This window comes from Streptomyces sp. NPDC001220, assembly GCF_053597895.1.
Window position 1 is genome coordinate 275,866 of sequence record NZ_JBSFJE010000012.1, and the last position, 19,574, is coordinate 295,439.

Sequence of the window (19,574 nt, forward strand, 5' to 3'; positions counted from 1 at the left end):
ACCGATGACCAGTGACCCAAGGCCCGAGGCCGAGGTCGCCGCCGAGTTGATGAAGGCGATGACCCGGCTGCGCGCCCGGCTGCGCACCGAGTCGGCCCCCAGTGACATGCGGTGGAGCTGGTCGCAGTTGACCACGCTGGGCCGCATCGTCGAGGAGGGTCCGGTCACTGCCAGCGAGCTGGCGCAGGCCGAGCACGTGCGCCGCCAGTCGATGGCCGAGACGCTCGCGTCGCTGCGCGCCGGGGGCCTGATCGCCAGCAGCAAGGACCCGGGCGACGGCCGTAAGACCCTCATCCACGCCACGCCCGAGGGGCGGGCCCTGTTCGGGATGATCCCGGTCGCGCGGGCGACCTGGCTCGGCGCGGCGATCGACGCGCATCTGCGGCCGGAGGAGCGGGAGACCCTGCTCCAGGCCGCGGCGATCATGAACAGGATCGCGGACAGCGGGCGGTGACGGCCGAGCAGGCAATCCGGGACACGGCAGAGGTGCCCCTCCGGACGGGAGGGGCACCTCCGCCGTCCGGCCTCAGGCGGACTTGGTCAGTGCCTGCAGCTCACCGGTCTCGATGACGTGTGCCTGGCTCGGGAAGACCTTCTCCGTCAGGACCCGGTGGACCTCGGGGTCCGGGTCACCGGTCGCGTCCTTGAGGACGTAGAGCCCGAAGTCGTCGTCGGCCGCCTGCCGAAGGGTCGTCAGCACCACCCCGCCGGTGGACAGTCCGGCGAGTACCAGGGTGTCTATGCCCTGCTCGCGCAGCAGTTCACGGACGTCGGTGGTGCCGGCGAAGGCGCTGATACGGGTCTTGCGCACGGTGATGTCCCGCTCCCGCACCTCGAACGACTCGTGCAGCGCGGCCTCGGGGCTGCCGTCGGCGAGGAACCCGCTCCGCGCGACGGGGGTGAAGGACTTGTTGAGCTCGGGCACGGCGGCGAAGTCCGCCGGGGCGAAGGCGACCCGGACGTGGACGACCTGGACGTCGTTGGACCGGGCCCAGGACAGGGCCGCGTGGGCGCGGGCGAGCGCCTGGTCCGGGTCGGGGACGGCGGCGAGGACGGCCGGCTGGAAGTCCATGAGGAACAGGGCCGTGCGGGCGGGGTCGAGGTGCGGGACGGTGGTGGTCATTACCTGAACTTTCTTGTCTTGCCGGGCGGTTACGGGCGGTTACGGGTGGTTTCGGGTGGTTCCGGAGGGTTCGGCCGGTCGGGGAGAGTGGTCAGGGGGTGGGGTGCCGGTCGGTGTGTGCCAGCTGCCGGTCGAGGACCGTCATCACGAGGACGACGGCGGCGATGCCGACCAGCGCCCAGGAGATGTGCCGCAGGCCCGTGTCGTCGACGTGCGTGTGGAACGCGGTGCCGGTGATGGCCGCCGAGGCGATGGAGCCGATGTAACCGAAGGTGCGCAGCAGTCCGGACGCGGTGCCGACGCTGTCGTGCGGCGCCTCCTGGTACAGGACCGTCTGGTTCGCCACCGTGCCGGCCCCGGAGGTGAGGCCGAACACCGCGGTGATCGCGACCACCACGGCCACGGGCGTGCCGCCGTCCACGAACACGGTGGCGACGGCCCCCACGAGCAGCAGCACCGCGGAGACGACCAGCGGTGCGCGGACCCGGCCGCGCCGGGACACGACCCGGGCGGAGACCGCCGACAGGACTCCCATCGGGACGAGGACCAGGCCCGACTGGTAGGCGGTGAGTCCCCGGGAGGCCTCCAGCCACTGGGTGAGCCCGTAAAGGATCACGTAAGTGCCCAGCAGGGTCAGGCCGTTGCGCAGGTAGGTACGGGTGAGCGCGAGGTTCGAGGCGAGCAGTCGGACGTTCAGGAACGGGTTGGCGGCGCGCAGCTCCCAGGCCACGAGGACGGCGGCGATCACGACGGACAGGCCGAGGGCCGGCCACTCCGGGCTGGGCAGCGAGGACAGGAACACCAGCAGCGCGGTGAGCGCCCCGCCGAAGCCGGCGATGCCGGCCAGGTCGAGACGGGAGACGAGGGTGCGCGCCGACCGCCCGCGCACCCGGTCGGTGTCCTCGGGGATCCAGACCGCGACCATGACGAAGGCGGCCACGGCCACGGGGACGTTGATCCAGAACGCCGTCTGCCAGCCGAGCCGGCCGATCAGCAGGCCGCCGACGGCGGGTCCGACGGCGACGGTGGCGGCGCCCGCGATCGCCAGACCGCCCAGGACGCTGCCGGGCGGATCCTGCATGCCGGTGTCCCGGGCCCGGCGGCGGATCAGCAGCATCGCGGAGGGGTAGCCGGTGGAGGTGCCGGCCCCGATGAGCACCCGGGCCGCGACCAGGGACGGCATGTTCCGGGCGGCCGCGCCGAGGACACCGCCGGCCAGGACGAGGAGGATGCCGGCGAAGAACACCCGCCGGGGCCCGAACTCCTCGGCCAGCCGGCCGGCCGCGGGCTGGGCTATCGCGCTGGTCAGATACAGGCTCGATATCAGGATCGCGGTGCCGCCCACGGAGGTGTGCATCGCGGCCGCGATCGCGACCAGGGCCGGCGCGATCACCGAGCTGTTGATCGGGTTGAGTACGGCGCCCATGTACAGCGGGGTCACGAAGGAGGCCCCGAAGGGCTTGCCCGGCGGAGCCTTCTCCTGCTGTGCCTTCCCCTGCTGTACGGAGGCGGCGTCGGCGGTGGTTCCCAAGGTGCTGCTCCTCCCGTCCCGCATGTGCGGCCCGCAGAGTTAGGCAGGCTACCTGTCAAACTATAGCAGGCTGCCTGCCTATCTCGGTGGGAGGAGACCCCCGGCCGTCCGCCGGGCCCGCGAGCACGGGCCGGGTCCCGGCGGGGTCAGGGCCCGTCCGGCGGACCAGGTCGCGTCCCTAGGGCCGGAGCACGATCTTGCCGTGGGTGTGCCGTCGTTCCAGGTCGCGGAAGGCGTCCCGCACCTGCTCCAGCGGGTAGACGCGGGCGATCGGCACCTCCAGCTCCCCGCGCGCCGCGAGCCGGGCGAGTTCGCCGACGACGACCGCGGACGCCGCCGAACCCTCCCCGTAGGTCCGCGCGCCCACCTTGGCCGCGGCCTGCCAGTCCCGGATCGTGTTGATCCGCTCGGGCCGCACACCCAGCTCCACCGCCAGCTCCACATAGCCGTCGCCGAAGGTGTCGACGAAGGCGTCGATCTTCCCGCCCGCGGCCCGCCGGATCCGCTCGGCGACGCCTTCCCCGTACGTGACGGGGACGACGCCACGCTCCGTCAGCCAGGCGTGGTTCCGCTCGCCCGCCAGCCCGATCACCGTCGCGCCCCGCCGCCGCGCCAGCTGCACGGCCAGCGACCCCACGCCGCCCGCCGCACCGGAGACCACGACCGTGTCCGCCGGCCCTGGATCCACCGCGAACACACTGGCGTACGCGGTCGTGCCGGCCACGTACAGCGACCCGGCCACGTCCCAGGACAGCCCCCGCGGACGGGAGACCACGTTCACGTCGTCGACCACGACGAACTCGGCGTGGCTCGCCCGGCCGTGGGTGAAGCCCAGGACCTCGTCGCCCACCGCGAAACCGCGTACCTCGGGGCCGACCCCGGTCACCACGCCGGCCAGATCGCTGCCCTGCCCGGAGGGGAACGACGCCGGCCAGCGTCCGTGCCGTGCGCCCTCGCGGATCATCACCTCACCGGGCTGGATCCCGGCCGCGCGGACCTCGACCAGCAGCTGTCCGGGGCCGGGCTCCGGCCGCTCCACCTCCTCCACCCGCAGCACATCGATCCCGCCGTACGTGTGGAACCGCACCGCCTTCATCGCGTGATCACCGCTCTCCTCCGGTTCGGACAGGCCTCGACGGCCCTGTGCCGCATGCCGCACAGCGACCGTGCCGGCGCATTCAACGGCCCGGGGGCGGGGCTGTCTTCCCGGAAAGGTGATCCGATGACGGCGGTGGCGCGGTCGGGCCCCGGTGCCGCCGGGCGCGGTCGCGAACGAGATGGTGCGCCGGGTGAACGAGGTGGTGCGCCGGGTGAACGAGGTGGTGCGCCGGGTGAACGAGGTGGTGCGGGGGGCGAACGAGCGGGTGCGCCGGGCGACCGCTTCGACGCCGGGCCGCGCGCCCTGCTCGGCGCCGACCGCCTCACCGACACCGCCACGGCTCCGCACAGCCCGGCCCGCTGCGGACCCTGGGCCGGGTCACCGGGGGCGTCGTGACCGGCGCGCCTCGGCCAGCGCGGGCAGCAGGGACAGGACGACGATCACGCCGATCAGCGGCAGCAGATAGCGGTCGATGTGCGCGACCGACGAGCCAAGGGCGAACCCGGCGAGTACGAAGGTCTGCGACCAGAGCACACCACCGACGGCCTGCCAGAGGGTGAACGGCCGCACCGGCACCCCGAGCGCCCCGGCCGCCGGATGCAGCACCGACCGCAGCAGCGGCACGAAGCGGCCGATCACCAGCGCCTTGCCGTACCCGTAGCGGGCCAGCAGCCGCTCCGCGCGGGCCGCCCCGGACTTCACCCGCCGACTGGAGGTCCGGGCCAGCAGCGGCCGCCCGCCGTGCCGCCCGATCAGATAGCCCACCTGGCCGCCCGCCACCGCCCCGACGGCCGCGCAGACCAGCACCTGCCACAGCTCCAGCCGGGGCGGCTGGTCCGCGGTCGCCGCGCACAGCACGCCGGCCGGGAAGAGCAGGGTGTCTCCCGGCAGGAAGAACCCGACGACCAGCAGCCCCGACTCGGCGAAGATCACCACCAGTACGGCCAGCGCACCGAAGGCGGCGAGCAACGAGGCACTGTCCGTCGGATTGACGGCGATCACCGTCCTCGCCTCCCCGTCCCGTTCGCCGGTCGCTTTCCCTCAAGTGTCACGTGACGGCCGCCGGGGCGCCCGGAAGCGGGCGGGGAGTCCGCCCGGCGTACGCCCGTACGACGACATGGCCGGGGGCGCCGGGCGTCGTACGGGCGTCCGGGTGCGGTCAGGTCGAGGGGTAGCCGAGCTGGCGTCTCATATAGGGGGTCATCAGTGTCTTGGCCTTGGCCATGGCGGTGGCCCGGGTGCCGAGGACCGCGCTCTCGCCGAGCGGTACGGGCAGCACGGTCACCCCGTCGGCCGGGCCGAAGGGCACGATCAGCGGGGTGCGGCGGACGGCCCGGTAGGCGCGCGGCTTCTTGCTGTGCCGTCCCGAACTGCGCAGGTAGGAGAGGATGTTGTGGGCCGCGACCTCGGCCTGGGCGAGCGCGGCCGGGGTGACCTTGAGCTCGCTGACGTCGTTCACGTCACCGACCGCGAACACGTCCGGCCTGCCCTCGACCCGGAGCGTCCGGTCGACCTTGACGTGTCCCGTCCCGGTCAGCCAGTCGCCGTGCCCGGCCAGGCGCAGCCAGAGCGTGTTGGGGGTGGTGCCGGTCGCCCAGAAGGAGAGGTCCGCGGAGAGGACCTCGCCGTGGGCGTCGCGGTAGGTGCCGAATTCGGTGCCGGGGGACATGAAGGCGTTCAGCCGGACCGTCACGTCGTGGGCCGCCAGCCAGGTCCGGGCCTTGCGGCCGGCGCGGGCGCTGCCCGTGGAGTGCAGCAGCTCCTGCCCGGAGTGCGCGAGGGTGACCCGGGCGTCCGGCCGGGCCAGCCGGATCTCGGCGCTGAGTTCGACGCCGGACGGCCCGCCGCCGACGACCAGGACGTGGTCGGCGGCGGCGATGTTGTGCTGGTGCTCGGCGAAGGACTTCGCCGCCTCGTCGGGGGTGGAGCCGACGAAGCGGGCCGGTTCGGGATAGTCGGCGCCGGTGGCGACGACCAGCACGTCGTACGGCAGCCGGTCGCCCGTGGCGAGGGTGACCCGGCGCTCGACGGTGTCGACGCGGATCGCCTTGCCCACCACCACACGGCCGTTGGCCAGCAGCCTGTCGTACGGGATGAACGGGGCGCCCGTCCACTCCGGGCGCACACCCGCGCGCAGGGAGGCGACGCGGTGGAAGAAGACCTCCTTGCGGTCCACGAGCGTGACATGTGCAGCCGTGTCCAGCTTTTTCGCCAGTCGTATGCCCGCGTAACCGCCGCCTATCACCACGACGTTGCCGTCCCGCACAGTGATTCTCCTGAGGCAGGTGGGGGGAATGGCGGCGAGCCTAACACTTGAAACATCAAGTGCAGGGTGGGTTCTGTGAGAGTGCTGTAAAGACGCCCGCGGGCGGTGCGGTCCGGCTGTCCGGCGGCGTCCGCCCGCCGTCTCGAACCGCCGTCAGGGGGCGGCCGGCACGGCCGGCGGCGGCGTGGGTGCCGGGCGTCCGCCGTGCAGCCGGCGGGTGACCTCGGTCAGGTCGGCGATGAACATGCCCGCGAGTTCGGCCGTGAACCCGGTGCGTACGACGAGACGCAGCACGGAGACGTCCTGGCAGGGCGCGGGGAAGGTGTACGCGGGCAGGTGCCAGCCGCGGGCGCGCATCGCCTGGGAGACGTCGAAGACCGTCAGGCCCTCGGTGCCGGGCGCCAGGCGGAAGGCGAAGGCGGGCAGTTCGGACCCGTCGGTGACCAGTGCGTAGGGCGGGATGCCCTGGATGCGCATGGCCAGGGCACGGGCCGTCGTACGGTTCTGGGCCGCCAGGTTGCGCAGCCCCTCGAAGCCGTACCGCAGAAAGCTGTAGTACTGCGCGACGACGTGCGCGCCCGGGCGGGAGAAGTTGAGGGTGAAGCTGGGGGAGCGGCCGCCGAGGTAGTCGACCTCGAAGACCAGGTCGTCGGGGAGGGCCTCGGCGTTGCGCCACAGGGCCCAGCCCAGTCCGGGGAAGACGTGCCCGTACTTGTGCCCCGAGGTGTTGATGGAGGCGACGCGCTCGAGCTGGAAGTCCCAGAGCAGCCCCGGGTCGAGGAAGGGGGCCACCATGGCTCCGGACGCGCCGTCGACATGGACGGGGATGTCGGTGCCGGTGGCGGCCTGGTATCCGTCCAGGGCCAGGCAGATGTCCGAGACGGGCTCGTAGGAGCCGTCGAAGGTGGACCCGAGGACGGTGACGACCCCGATCGTGTTGTCGTCGCAGTAGGCGGTGAGCGTGTCCGGCGTGAGGTGGTAGCGGCCCGGCTCCATCGGGACGTAACGGGGCTCCACCTCGAAGTAGTTGGCGAACTTCTTCCAGCACACCTGGACGTTCGCGCCCATCACGATGTTCGGGTGCGCGGTGTCCTTGCCCTGGGCCCGTCGACGGTCCTGCCAGCGGCGCTTGAGCGCGAGGCCGCCGAGCATGGCCGCCTCGCTCGAACCGGTGGTGGAGCAGCCGCGGACCTGCTCCGGGTACGGCGCGTGCCAGAGCCGGGCGAGCATCCGTACGCAGCGCTCCTCCATGGCGGTGATCTGCGGGTACTCCGCGCGGTCCGCGAGGTTCTTCTCCGCGGTCTCCGCCATCAACTGCCGTGCCTGCGGTTCCATCCAGGTGGTCACGAAGGTGGCGAGGTTGAGCCGTGCGTTGCCGTCGAGCATGAGCTCGTCGCGCACTCGACGCCCGACCAGCTCGGGCGAGGACGCGTTCGCGGGCAGTTCGTCGACCGGCAGGAGCAGGTGGTCGACGGGCGGGAGCAGGTGGTCGACGGGCGGCAGCGGGTGGTCGACGGGCGGGAGCAGGTGGTCGACGGGCGGGAGTTGGCGGTCGGCGCGCGGGAGCGCGTGATCGACGGGCGGGAGGCGGTGGTCGGCGGGCGGGCGGGTGGCTTCGGGTTCGGGTTCGGGTTCGGGTTCGGGTTCGGGTGTAGCGGTCAGGGTGTCGAACTCGGGTGCGGTCATGACGTCGGTATGCGGGATGGGCATGAGTGCCTCGATGCCTTTCTGGTCCGTACGGCCCCGTGCACTCCGAAGCTAGATCGCTTTTCGGTCCGGCATCTGTGCCGATTACACCGATCCAGTGATCGATTTGCGGACTGATGAACTGGATTTTCCCATCCACATACTGGCCGGGCCGGCAGCGTGCCCCGACAGGCCGAACGGCGGTCCCGGGCACCGGGACGCGGCCACGGCACACGCGGCCGTCCGCTTCGGACCGCTCCGGGACACGGCGTCGCCGGTCCACGGCCGCAGGCGACCGGGCGGGTCGTTCGCGCCGTGCCGGCGTTCAGGCGCTCGGGTCGGTGACCCGGCGGGGTGCGGGGAGGGCGGTGAGGCCGGCGCGCAGGAAGGACATCGCCGTCTCGATGTCGCGCTCCTGCGGGGTGTGGCACATCACCTCGCAGACGACGGCCGCCGCCGCGGCGGCAGCCATGCGCGGGCCGAAGTCGTCCGGCGCGTCCCCCCGCTCCTCGGCGAGGATGCGTGTGCCCTCCTGGATGACCTCCGTCAGGCGGGTGTTGGCGACCGCCTTGACCTGCGGGTTGAGATCGAGCATGCGGTCGTAGAGATCGTCCAGCTCACTGTGGTCGGCGGCCTCGGTCCGCAGCCAGCGTTCCAGCGAGTCCACGATCGTGTGCCCCTCCGCGCGCTCCCGCAGCGCCGTGCCCAGCCGGTCGGTGAACGCGTCGAACCGCGAGGTCGCCAGCTCCAGCTTGGAGGGGAAGTACAGCGTGACCGTGCGCGGTGAGACCTCCGCCGCCTCGGCGATGTCAGCGATCGTCGTCGCCTCGAAGCCGCGGTCGGCGAACAGCCGGTAGGCCGACCTGAGGATCGCCTCCCGGCGGCGCGCCTTGGAACGCTCTCGCAGACCCTCGCTCATCATGACCGGCACTTTACCATCGGACGCGTATTTACAGTCCGCTGTAAAAATGCCGTACGTTGTCACTGGCCGAGTGGGCGAGTGAGAGGGAAGAGGAACATGGCGTCACGCCTGTACACCTGGGGGCGATGGGCAGTGCGCCGTCGCGGCCGGGTCATCGCGGTCTGGGTGCTGCTGCTCGCCGTCGTCGGTGGTCTCGGAATCACCCTGCACGGCAAGGCGACCACCGAGTTCTCGGTGCCCGGGATCGAGTCGCAGCAGGCCCAGGAGCTGCTGAAGAAGGAGTTCCCGCAGGCCTCGGGCGGCGTGGCCCGGGTGGTCTTCGCGGCCCCCGAGGGCGGTCGGCTCACCGCACCCGGGACCCAGGCGGCCCTGGAGGCGAGCCTGAAGAAGGCGGCACGGGTGCCCGGCGTCCTGGACGTCTCCGACCCGCTCAAGGCCAGGACGGTCGCCGCGGACCTGCGCATCGGCTACGCGGACGTCCGCTTCCGCCGGCAGGCCAGTGACGTGCCGCAGACGGCCAAGGACGCCCTGGACCGCGCGATGTCCCAGGTCCGCCACGCCGGTCTCACCGTCGAGTTCGGCGGCTCGGCGATGGACGCCAAGACCGAGGTCGGCGGACCGGCCGAGGTGGTCGGCGTCGTGGTCGCCTTCGCCGTACTGGCCCTGGCACTCGGCTCGCTCGTCGCCGCCGGACTGCCGCTGCTGACCGCCCTGGTGGGCGTGGCCATCGGTGTCCTCGGCGTGCAGTTCGTCTCCCGCTGGGTGGAGATGACCAGCACCGCCACCGTGCTCGCCCTGATGATCGGGCTGGCCGTGGGCATCGACTACGCGCTGTTCATCATCTCCCGCCACCGCGAGCAACTCGCCGATCCCGAACAGGAGGTGGCGGACTCGATCGCGCGTGCCGTGGCCACGGCCGGCGGGGCGGTCGTCTTCGCGGGGGCGACGGTGATCATCGCGCTGGCCGCTCTCGCGGTCACCGGCATCCCGTTCCTGACCGTCATGGGCCTGGCCGCGGCGGCCACGGTGCTGCTCGCCGTCCTCGTCGCCGTCAGCCTGGTACCCGCCGTCCTGAGCCTGTTCGGCGAACGGCTGCGGCCCCGCGCGCGGCGGACCGAGCCCGCCGACGGCCGCCCGGGGCGGCAGCGCGTCCCCGGCTCCTGGGGTCTGGCGTGGGGCCGCGCGGTCACCCGCAAGCCCCTGCTCGTCCTCCTGGCCGGCACCGTCGGGCTGCTCGCGCTCGCCGTGCCCGCCCGCGATCTGCGCCTCGGCCTGCCCAGCAACGCCTCGCAGCCCGTCGACAGCACCCAGCACAAGAGCTACGACCTGCTGACGGAGGGCTTCGGGCCCGGCTTCAACGCCACGCTGACCGCCGTGGTCGACATGAACGGAATCCCGGCCGCCGACCGCACGTCCACCGTGAAGTCGCTCAGCAGGACCCTCGCCGGTGACCGCGGGGTGGCCGTCGTCGCCCCGGCGGTCACCAACGCGGACTCGACCCTCGCCGTCGTCGCCGTGGTCCCCAGGACCGGCCCGGACGCCCAGGCGACCACCGACCTGGTGCACCGGCTGCGCGAGAACGCGGCCACCGTCGGCAGGGCGGGCGGCACCCTCTACATCGCCGGTACGACGGCCGCCGCGATCGACGTCGCGGGCAAACTGTCGGACGCGCTCCCGCTGTTCGTCGCCATCATCGTGATCCTGGCGCTGCTCCTGCTGACCGTCGCCTTCCGGTCCCTGCTCGTCCCCGTCAAGGCCGCCCTCGGTTTCCTGCTGTCGGTCGCCGCCTCCCTGGGCGCCACCGTGTGGGTCTTCCAGGAGGGCCACCTCAACGGCGTCCTCGACATCCCCTCGGCCGGCCCGGTCACCAGCTTCCTGCCGGTCCTGCTCATAGGCGTGCTCTTCGGACTGGCCATGGACTACGAGGTCTTCCTGGTCAGCCGCATGCGGGAGCACCACGAGCACACGGGGGACGCCGCCGGGGCGGTCACCCAGGGCGTGGCCCGCAGCGGCCGGGTGGTGAGTGCCGCCGCCCTCATCATGGTCGCGGTCTTCGGCGGGTTCGTCTTCAACCACGATCCGATCATCAAGTCCATCGGCTTCGCCCTGGCGTTCGGCGTCCTGGTCGACGCGTTCGTGGTCCGCATGACGCTCGTACCGGCGGTGATGGCCCTGCTCGGCCGCCACGCCTGGGGCCTGCCCGGATGGGTCGACCGCATCACGCCGGACGTGGACATCGAGGGCGCGAAGCTGCCGCGCCACGCACCCGTGGAACCGGAGCGCAGGGAACACGAGGTGGCCGCGGGCTGACCCGGACTCCATGACGGGGGCCGAACGGCAGGCGGCTCGGTCCGTTCGCCCCCTGGGCGGTGGGTACCCTGATCGCCGCGCAGATCATCGCCTTCCGCACGCTCCCCGGTGGAGTCGCCGCCCCCGCCCGCCAGTTCGGCGCCCGCGTGCTCGCGGGCGACACCCTGTTCCCGACGTGTTCGAAACCGAGCCGCTGCCCGCCGACGACCCCTTGCGTTCCCTGCCGAACGTACTCGCCACCCCGCACCTGGGTTACGTCAGCGAGAGCAACCACCGCACCTTCTACTCGCAGGCGGTGGCGGACATCACCGCCTTCCTCGCCGGTACCCCCGTCCGGCAGCTGACGGCGTCGGGGTGACGGTGAGGTCGCCGGACGGCCCCCCGGTTGGGTCCTCCGGCTCGCGTCGTGGGCGCAGTCGTCGACCGCGCGAGTTCAGAAGACCCGGATCGGGATCTCGGCGGGGTCGGTGAGCAGATCGAAGATCTCGTCGTCCAGCCGGACAAGGGTGACGGAGGCGCCGGCCATGTCGAGCGAGGTGCAGTACTCGCCCACGTAACTGCGCCCTACCTCGATGCCACGCTCGGCCAGCTGTTTGTGGGCCAGGCCGTACACCAGGTACAGCTCGCCGATCGGGGTGCCGCCGAGGCCGTTGACCATCAGCGCGACGCGGTCACCGGAGGAGAACGGCAGGTCGTCCACGACCGCGCTGACCAGCTCGCGCACCATCGCGTCCGCCGACCGCAGCTTCTCGCGCCTGCGGCCCGGTTCGCCGTGGATGCCCACGCCCATCTCGACCGAGTCGTCGGGCAGTTCGAACAGCGGTGAGCCCTTCGCGGGCGGTGTGCAGGCGGTGAGCGCCATGCCCATGGTGCGGGTGACGGAGTTGACCTTCTCCCCGATCCGGTACACCTCGTCGAGGTCCGCGCCCCGCTCGGCGGCCGCGCCGACGGCCTTCATCACGAAGAAGTTGCCGGCCACCCCGCGCCGGCCGACGGTGTACGTCGAGTCCTGTACGGCCACGTCGTCGTCGATGAAGAGGGTACGGACGGTCACCCCGTCGGCCTGGGACAGCTCCTCGGCCATCTCGAACGCCATACGGTCCCCGGTGTAGTTGTTGACCAGCAGCAGCACGCCCCTCGGGGAGGCGACCAGCTTGACCGTCTCGTAGACGAAGTCGGCGGGCGGCGCGGCGAACACGTCGCCCGGACAGGCGGCGTCGAGCATCCCCTTGCCGACGGTCATCACGTGCGCCGGCTCGTGACCGGATCCGGAGCCCTGCACGATCGAGACCTTGTTCTCCTGCGGGGCATCGGCACGCATGATCAGGTTGTACTCGGGCACGTACTTCAGCGTGCCGGGGTTGGCCAGGGCCAGTCCCTCCAGCATCTCCGCGACGTAGTCCTTCGGGTCGTTGACGAACTTCTTCATGCCGTAACTCCTCCTGGTCCTGCCGGTCCCGGGTGCCGGGCGGCGGTCCGGGCGCCCGGGTCCGGTGCCCGCGGTCAGTCGCGTGCGTCCCACTCGGCGGCGACGCGCTCCGCCATGACCGCGACCGCCACCGCACCCGGGTCCGGCGAGCCGATGCTGCGCTCACCGGTGTAGCTCTGGCGGCCGCGTCGGGCCTGCATGGGTGCCGTCGCGTCGGCCGCGGCACGGGCGGTCGTGGCGGCCAGGGCGGCCAGCTCCGCACCGCCGGCCGCCGGTTCCCCGTCGGCCAGTCGCCGCTCGAGGGCGTCGGTCATCGGTATCAGCGCGTCGAGCAGCGTCTTGTCACCGACGTCGGACTTGCCCCGCGCCTTGATTCCCTCGGCGGCGGCCCGCAGCATGGCCACCGCGTCGGCGGCGCTCAGCTCCGGCCGGTCCTTCACGGCCCCGGCGGCCCGCAGGAAGGCGGTGCCCCAGAGCGGCCCCGAGGTGCCGCCCACCCGCTTGGAGATCACGAGGGCGACCTTCTTCAGGAGTTCGGCCGGCGGCTCCGAGACGAGGGAGTCCCAGTCGGCGAGCACGATCTCGAAGCCGCGGGCGAGCGAGTATCCGAAGTCCCCGTCGCCCGCGACGGCGTCGAGGTCGCTGAAGGCCCTCTCGTTGTCCACCGCGGTCCGGGCCAGGGTCCGGACGACGAAGGCGAGGTCGTCTGCGGGCGTCGATGACGATGGCATGACTCTCCTGACTGCCGCGACGTCAGTGCGGTCGGGGACGGGGAGCGGGCTGTCCGGAGGCGGGCGGGGCGGCCCTGGGCGGATCCGCTGGGGAGCTGCCCGCGTCGCCACCGGTGCCGAGCAGCGCGGCGAGGTCGGCGAGCCCCACCCAGGGCCCCGGGCGGACACCGAGCGGATCACTCAGCACACGGCTGACGACCTCCTCCGGCGGCGGATCGCCCAGCGAGGTGACCACCAAGGAGGCCCCGGTGAAGTCCTCCTGGCCCGTGTAGGCGCTGGTCGTGACCGCACAGGCGAGCCCGGCGCCGAGCGCGGCCAGCAGCCCGTTACGGCTGTCCTCGATCACGACGACGGTCGCGGGGTCCAGGTCGAGCCGCTGCAGGACGCATGCGTAGATGTCCGGGGCCGGCTTCTTCCGCTGGACCACGTCCCCGGCGAAAACACCGAAGTGAGGGACCAGTTCCGGGCCCATGGCGAGTTCGAGCACGCTGCGGACGGACGCCTCCGCCGAGGTGGAGGCGACCGCGAGCGTCCACCCGGCCTCGTGTGCCGCCGCGGCGACCCGCCGCACGCCGGGCCGGGGCGGAATGCTCCCGCCGCCGATGATGGCCGTATAGATCTGGGTCTTGCGCCGGTGCCAGGCCGCGACCTGCTCGTCGAGTGCGGCCGGGTCGGAGGGCAGACCGGCGGCGGCGACGAAGTCCGGGGTCAGCAGCGTGCGCATGCGCTCCTTGCCGCCGCCGATCTTCACCTTCTCCGCGTACTCCTCGTCGCTCCACCGCACCGGCAGGCCGAACTCCTCGAACGTCCGGTTGAAGGCGGGCAGATGACCGTCGCGTTCGGTGTCGGCGAGAACGCCGTCGCAGTCGAAGACGAGCGCGGGCACGGCTACCTCGCCTGCCCGGCACTGCCGAAGAGCCTCATCAGCGAACCGGCCAGGTCGATGACGTCCTGGCGGACGTCCCGGAAGAGCGACGGCGGATCCCACTTCTGCCGCTCCTCCGCCGTCCGCAGGAAGGCCAGGTTCGACTTCATGTACGTCTCCTTGAGGGCGGTGGAGATGTTGACCTTCGCGCACCCCCGGGAGATCAGGTCGCGGAACTGCTCGTCGGAGAGCCCGCTGCCGCCGTGCAGTGCGATGGGTACGGGGTAGGCCGCCACGATGTCGGACACGCGCTGCGCGTCGAGCACCGGCGCCTGCTTGTACGACCCGTGCGCGTTGCCGATCGCCGGTGCGAAGACGTCGACCCGCGTGGTCCTCAGGAACTCCAGCGCGACCGCCAGGTCCTGCCGCTCGGCGGCGGTGTCGCTGCCGACCCCGTCCTCCACGCCGGTGATCGACTCGATCTCGCCCTCGACCGCGGCGCCGAACGCACGAGCCTCCGCGACGACCTCGACGGTCTGCCTCATGTTCTCCTCGACCGGCAGCCTGGAGGCGTCGAAGAGCACCGAGTTCCATCCTTGCCGCAGGCACTCGGTGATGACCTCGCGCTCCGGACAGTGGTCCAGGTGCAGGGTCACGGGCACCTCGATGCCGGCGGTCATCGACGTCCACATGGCATGGAGCACGTCGCTGCCGATGGACCTGACCGTCTTCACCGAGGTCTGCACGATGAGCGGCGAGGCGTTCTCCACCGCGGCCGCCAGCACGGCCTCCAGCGTGAGGTCGTTGAACACGTTGATGGCCGGTACGGCGTAGCGCTCCTCGAAAGGCTTGGCGAGGATCTCGGTCAGCGGTGTCACACCCACGACGCCTCCACGTCTTCGCCCCCGCCCTCCCATTCCACGTCAGCCCCTCACCCGCCGCCACTTTTGGCCATCCCGGCATCGAGGCCCCGGGTCCGGATTCTCGGGCGGGGCAGGGCACAACCCTCGGGCCCCGTCCCCGGTCCAACATCGCGGCGGTGGGGCAAGGGCCCTCGCCGTACCCCCGCGACTCCATCCCGACCGGCCATGCCGAGATCTCAGGAGCCACGAAGTGCGCAGTACGCGTTCCACCACGAGAACGTCCAGAACCCCCCGCGGCCGAGCGAGCCTGCTGTCCGGGCCGGCCGCGGCGACCGTACTACTGACCATCGGCGCCACGATCACCGTGACCGCCACTCCGGCGGCCGCCGCTCCCGCGGCCGTGGCGGCGGCCCATGACGACTTCAACGGCGACGGCTACCCCGATGCCGTGATCTCCGCCCCCGGCGGCACCGTCAGCGCCCAGAAGGGTGCCGGCTACGTCGCCGTGCTGTACGGGTCCGCGAGCGGCCTGTCCACCTCCCGCCGGGCGACGTTCAGCCTGAGCACCCCCGGCATACCGGGGCTCGCCCAGACCGACGACGGTTTCGGACGGACCACCACCTCCGGAGACCTGGACGGCGACGGCTACGCCGATCTCGTCGTCGGCATGCCCGGCAGGGACATCGGGACCACCACCGACGCCGGGGCGGCGGTCGTGCTGTGGGGCTCCGCGAACGGGCTGCAGGCCACCGGCGCCCAGCTGCTGCAGGACAGCGCACCGTCGGTGCGCGGACACTTCGGACTGGGCCTGGCCACCGGCCGCTTCCACGGCTCCGGCACCGAACTCGCCCTCCTGACCGGCAAGGCTCTGCAGACCTACGACTTCGAGACCGGCGCCGGCGGCACACACACCTTCCAGGCCACTCCCATGGACTGGAGGTGGTCGGAGGACTTCACCCCCACCGGCCTCACCTCCGGCGACTACGACCAGAGCGGCTCCGACGACGTGGTCCTGCTCGGCACCCTCACCGACTGGGAAACGGTGAATCCCGTGGCGACGTTCGGCGCGGCCAGCTACCTTCGCGGCGGCCCTGACGGGCTGACGTACGGCCGCGGGCTGCGCGGCGGCCCGGTGGGTGCCTCCGGCGACATCAACAACGACGGCTACCCCGACGTGGTCTTCGGTTCCCCGACCGACAGTGACGACCTCAACGAGGTCCTGGTCGACGGCGGCACCGTCGACGTCTTCCTCGGCGGGCCCGGCGGCCTGAGCGGTCCGGACGCCGACCAGCACTTCGACCAGACGACCATCGGCGCCTCCGGCGACGACAAGATCGGTGACCGCTTCGGTGGTGCCGTCACCGTGGCGGACGTGAACGGCGACGGCTACGCCGACGCCGCGATCGGCGCACCGGGCAACGACATCAACAGCCTCACCGACCCGGGCACGGTGTGGGTGGTGCGCGGTACCGCCAACGGACTCACCCCGCGCGGCCTCGTCAGCTACAGCCAGAGCACGCCGTCCGTTCCCGGCGACAACGAGGACGGCGACTGGTTCGGTGGCGCCCTCCGGCTCATCGACGCCAACAAGGACGGCAAGGCCGAGCTGATCGCCTCCGCGCCCGGCGAGGACACCAACGACGGCGCCGCCTGGGTCTTCCCCGGCACGAGCAACGGCCCCGCCGGCAGCGGATCCTGGTCCTTCGGCGGCGGCGCCCTGAGCGCCCCGGTGCCCGACGCCCGTTTCGGGGACACCCTGGCCCCGTAGCGGTGGCCGAGGCTCGATCCGACACCGCGCTCGGGCCGACACCCTGATGATGAGGCGGCCTCCCGCGTCGCGTTTCCGGGAGGCCGCCTTGCCCATTCGCCACGGGGGGTTTCGCGAGCCGCGTGCGGGAGCCGTCGAACGCCCCGACGGGGAGTCAGCCCGAGGGGGTGTTGTAGTTGACGATTCCGTCCACCATGAGGGCGACCGCACCGGTCAGAGGGCTGGCCGTGCCATTGGCCACGACGTCGGGCAGTCTGTGCGCCTCGCCCTCGGTGACCGCCACCATCCCCCAGAACGCGTTGAACCCCGAAGGATCCGCCGGCTTGTCGGCAGCCGCCCCCACGGTCAGGACGCCGCCCGCCTCGGCCACCGCCAGCGCGCCCATCTGCCGCAGCGTGTCGGGATCCCGCTCCTCGGTGGCCACTACGCTCCACCCCGTCCTCTCTGTGTGCCGCAGCGCGGCGAGGAGCTTGCCGGCCGTGTCCGAGCCGGTAACAACGATGTCAGGAAGGACGAGGGCCACCGGTCCGTGCGTCATCGGCAGGGCAGAACGGATCGCACCGTCGAGACCTGGTCCGAACGACTCGTCCTGGAAGACGAAGACCATCTGGAAGGTCTCGGCATAGCGCGCGAGATGACTCACCGTGTCCAGCTTGTGCGTCCCGAACACGACGACCAGACGCACTCTGAGCCCGCTTTTGGCCAGTTCGACGACGGATTCCAGACTGCGGTCGAGCACGGTGACCCCCGGAGCCAGACAGTGCAGCTCCTTCGGGTAGGGCGCCCCGAAACGTGCTCCGAATCCGGCGCAGGGCAGGATGACCGAAACATCAGGGGCGGGCACGGACGAACTGTGCATCGGGTAGCTCTCCGGTGGTGTTGACGAGCGGGGGGACCTTGCGCACCTCGTCGGGCGCGGGCGACCCCGAGCAGACCGACGCTGCACCGTCTGCCCCCCAAGGCACCCTGGCGCTCACCGTAACCACTGAGGACGGCCCCCAGGAGAGAAACGCAGCGTTGATCGGCCGGACCGTCCGCGATGTGGCCCGGCGGACGCCCGCCACTGCCCCCGAGGACACAAGTCCGCGCCGGAGCGGCCCAGTTGACGCACCGCCAGGTTCAGCACCACGCGACCTACACTGCTGCCGCATACCCGTCCCCACCTACGCGTCGCGGCGACGGGCAGCGCTCGACGCCTGGGCGGAAACGGGCTGAAACGCATGGCAGGCACGACGAAGGAGGATGCGGAATGCGGGTGCTGTTGTCCACGTACGGGACACGTGGCGATGTCGAACCGCTGGTGGCACTCGCGGTGCGGCTACGGGCGCTCGGTGTGGGGGTGCGGATGTGCGCCCCACCGGACGAGGAGTTCGCCGAGCGGCTGGCGGGTATCGGGGTGCGACTGGTGCCGGTCGGGCCACCGGTGCGGGAGTTGATGCGCGGGACGACCCTGCCGTCGGCGGCGGACCTGTCCCGGTACCGGACGGAGTTGGTCGAGGCACAGTTCGACGTGTTCCCCGAGGCGGTCGACGGTTGTGACGTGCTGGTGGCGGCCGGCCTGGCACAGGTCGCCGCACGGTCCGTGGCCGAGGCCGCCGGCATCCGCTACGTGTACGCGAGCTATGCCGCGGTCCACCTGCCGTCGCCGCACCATGCGCCACCACCACGGCCGGGCTGGCCGGAGCCGGCGGTGACGGACAACCGGACCCTGTGGGCGCTGGACGCCGAGCAGGTGAACGCACAGTTCGGCGAGGCGCTCAACGGCCACCGGGCGGCGATCGGTCTGCCACCGGTGGACAACGTCCGCGACCACGTCTTCACCGACCGGCCGTGGCTGGCGGCGGACCCGGTCCTGGGACCGTGGCGGCAGGCCCCGGGCCTCGACGTCGTACAGACGGGTGCATGGAACCTGGCGGACGAACGCCCGCTCCCGGCCGACCTGGTGACGTTCCTCGACGCGGGCGAGCCGCCCGTCTACGTGGGCTTCGGCAGCTTGCGCCCGTCGCCGGACATCGGCCGCATGGCCGTCGAGGCGATCCGCGCCCAGGGGCACCGCGTGCTCGTGTCCCGAGGCTGGGCGGACCTGGATCTGGACGACGACCGGGACGACTGCTTCGCCGTCGGCGAGGCCAACCACCAGCGCCTGTTCGGCAGGGCGGCCGCCGTGGTGCACCACGGCGGCGCGGGAACGACGTTGACGGCCGCCCGGGCGGGCACGCCACAAGTGGTGATACCTCTCCAGCTGTCGGACAACCCGTACTGGGCCGGCCGGGTGGCGGACCTGGACATCGGTGCGGCGCTCGACGGTCCGTCTCCGACCGTCGAATCCCTGGGCGTCGCGTTCAAGACGGCCCTGTCACCCGAGACCCGGGCGGGGGCGAAGGCTCTGGGCGGCCGGATCCGTACCGACGGAGCGGAGGTGGCCGCGAGCCTGCTGGCCGAAGCGCTCCGGTAGGCGAGGCCGGACCGACGGGAAGAAGCCCTGGCCGGGGCGAGGCGGATCCGGCCGGGGCTGCGACATGCGCCGAACGTCGCCCCGTTCCGGAAGCGTTGATCGCGCCGCGGCCGACGCGGTGGACGGCTGCTAGCGTTCCGGCGCATGGAAGACGGCGTGTACGTGGGCAATGCGGGCAAGGACGCGACGGTGGACCGGGGATGGCTGCTCGGGCACTTCAAGGAGCACGGCGATCCTCGCCACAGTCACGCCGTCGAGGTCAAGTGGGGTGTCCACCCACGGGGTGAGCGACGGGTTCAGTGGGTGAAGGGCGAGGTGCGGACAGCTCTCCTGGTTCTCATCAGCGGCCGCTTCCGCGTGGAGTTCCCCGGTCGTAGCGTGCTGCTGGAAGAGCAGGGCGACTACGTCGTCTGGGGCCAGGGAGTTGATCACTCCTGGGCCGCCGAGGACGACTCCGTGGTGCTGACCCTGCGCTGGCCTTCTGTGTCCGGCTACGCCGCACCATAGGAAGCCCGAAGAACCTCAC

Annotated in this window: 17 protein-coding genes and 1 pseudogene; 6 read left to right on the forward strand and 12 right to left on the reverse strand. The window is 72.0% G+C overall.

Features of this window, described 5'->3' with window-relative positions; genetic code table 11:
* Nucleotides 1-4: 4 nt before the first annotated feature.
* Nucleotides 5-454: a MarR family winged helix-turn-helix transcriptional regulator gene (locus ACWDGI_RS28345; protein WP_450763650.1), complete on the forward strand. Its 450-nt coding sequence runs from the start codon at nt 5-7 to the stop codon at nt 452-454.
* 72 nt (nt 455-526) lie between these two features.
* Here ACWDGI_RS28345 and ACWDGI_RS28350 read toward each other — a convergent pair whose 3' ends face one another.
* From ACWDGI_RS28350 to ACWDGI_RS28380, 7 genes are all read right to left on the reverse strand, one after another.
* A complete protein-coding gene (locus tag ACWDGI_RS28350) occupies nt 527-1,123 on the reverse strand; it encodes a cysteine hydrolase family protein (RefSeq protein ID WP_450763652.1) in 597 nt (198 codons plus the stop codon).
* Between the two features lie 91 nt (nt 1,124-1,214).
* Nucleotides 1,215-2,654 (reverse strand): MFS transporter, encoded by a 1,440-nt coding sequence (locus tag ACWDGI_RS28355; protein ID WP_450763654.1) that lies wholly within the window; start codon nt 2,652-2,654, stop codon nt 1,215-1,217.
* 178 nt (nt 2,655-2,832) lie between these two features.
* Nucleotides 2,833-3,750: an NADP-dependent oxidoreductase gene (locus tag ACWDGI_RS28360; RefSeq protein ID WP_450763776.1), complete on the reverse strand. Its 918-nt coding sequence runs from the start codon at nt 3,748-3,750 to the stop codon at nt 2,833-2,835.
* Between the two features lie 381 nt (nt 3,751-4,131).
* Entirely contained in the window at nt 4,132-4,755 is a 624-nt protein-coding gene (locus ACWDGI_RS28365) for a DedA family protein (RefSeq protein ID WP_450763656.1), read from the reverse strand.
* A gap of 157 nt (nt 4,756-4,912) precedes the next feature.
* The gene (locus ACWDGI_RS28370; RefSeq protein ID WP_450763658.1) at nt 4,913-6,019 is read right to left on the reverse strand and encodes an NAD(P)/FAD-dependent oxidoreductase; all 1,107 of its coding nucleotides are present in this window, start codon (nt 6,017-6,019) and stop codon (nt 4,913-4,915) included.
* Between the two features lie 153 nt (nt 6,020-6,172).
* The gene (locus tag ACWDGI_RS28375) at nt 6,173-7,729 is read right to left on the reverse strand and encodes a glutamate decarboxylase (RefSeq protein WP_450763660.1); all 1,557 of its coding nucleotides are present in this window, start codon (nt 7,727-7,729) and stop codon (nt 6,173-6,175) included.
* A gap of 301 nt (nt 7,730-8,030) precedes the next feature.
* Nucleotides 8,031-8,627 carry a TetR/AcrR family transcriptional regulator gene (locus ACWDGI_RS28380; RefSeq protein ID WP_450763662.1) on the reverse strand — a complete coding sequence of 199 codons (597 nt, stop codon included), beginning with the start codon at nt 8,625-8,627 and terminating at the stop codon, nt 8,031-8,033.
* Nucleotides 8,628-8,723: 96 nt separating this feature from the next.
* On the opposite strand from ACWDGI_RS28380, the gene ACWDGI_RS28385 reads away from it, so the two are divergent.
* Complete coding sequence (locus ACWDGI_RS28385; protein WP_450763664.1) at nt 8,724-10,937, forward strand: MMPL family transporter; 2,214 nt, start codon at nt 8,724-8,726, stop codon at nt 10,935-10,937.
* A 172-nt stretch (nt 10,938-11,109) separates the two neighbouring features.
* Nucleotides 11,110-11,295: pseudogene (locus ACWDGI_RS28390) on the forward strand (NAD(P)-dependent oxidoreductase); the annotation flags it as partial.
* 75 nt (nt 11,296-11,370) lie between these two features.
* On the opposite strand, the gene dhaK reads toward ACWDGI_RS28390, so the two are convergent.
* From dhaK to ACWDGI_RS28410, 4 genes are all read right to left on the reverse strand, one after another.
* The gene (gene dhaK / locus ACWDGI_RS28395; RefSeq protein WP_450763666.1) at nt 11,371-12,366 is read right to left on the reverse strand and encodes a dihydroxyacetone kinase subunit DhaK; all 996 of its coding nucleotides are present in this window, start codon (nt 12,364-12,366) and stop codon (nt 11,371-11,373) included.
* Nucleotides 12,367-12,440: 74 nt separating this feature from the next.
* Nucleotides 12,441-13,097: a dihydroxyacetone kinase subunit DhaL gene (gene dhaL, locus ACWDGI_RS28400; RefSeq protein WP_450763667.1), complete on the reverse strand. Its 657-nt coding sequence runs from the start codon at nt 13,095-13,097 to the stop codon at nt 12,441-12,443.
* A 22-nt stretch (nt 13,098-13,119) separates the two neighbouring features.
* On the reverse strand, nt 13,120-13,983 hold the full coding sequence (locus ACWDGI_RS28405; protein WP_450763669.1) for an HAD-IA family hydrolase: 864 nt from the start codon (nt 13,981-13,983) through the stop codon (nt 13,120-13,122).
* Nucleotides 13,984-13,985: 2 nt separating this feature from the next.
* Entirely contained in the window at nt 13,986-14,846 is an 861-nt protein-coding gene (locus ACWDGI_RS28410; protein WP_450763671.1) for a class II fructose-bisphosphate aldolase, read from the reverse strand.
* Between the two features lie 229 nt (nt 14,847-15,075).
* On the opposite strand from ACWDGI_RS28410, the gene ACWDGI_RS28415 reads away from it, so the two are divergent.
* Entirely contained in the window at nt 15,076-16,593 is a 1,518-nt protein-coding gene (locus ACWDGI_RS28415; protein ID WP_450763673.1) for a hypothetical protein, read from the forward strand.
* 154 nt (nt 16,594-16,747) lie between these two features.
* Here ACWDGI_RS28415 and ACWDGI_RS28420 read toward each other — a convergent pair whose 3' ends face one another.
* Entirely contained in the window at nt 16,748-17,332 is a 585-nt protein-coding gene (locus tag ACWDGI_RS28420; RefSeq protein ID WP_450763675.1) for a hypothetical protein, read from the reverse strand.
* A gap of 510 nt (nt 17,333-17,842) precedes the next feature.
* Here ACWDGI_RS28420 and ACWDGI_RS28425 point away from each other — a divergent pair.
* Together ACWDGI_RS28425 and ACWDGI_RS28430 are read left to right on the forward strand one after the other, a co-directional pair.
* Nucleotides 17,843-19,048: a glycosyltransferase gene (locus tag ACWDGI_RS28425; protein WP_450763677.1), complete on the forward strand. Its 1,206-nt coding sequence runs from the start codon at nt 17,843-17,845 to the stop codon at nt 19,046-19,048.
* 144 nt (nt 19,049-19,192) lie between these two features.
* On the forward strand, nt 19,193-19,555 hold the full coding sequence (locus ACWDGI_RS28430) for a signal peptidase I (protein ID WP_365793256.1): 363 nt from the start codon (nt 19,193-19,195) through the stop codon (nt 19,553-19,555).
* Nucleotides 19,556-19,574 lie beyond the last annotated feature (19 nt).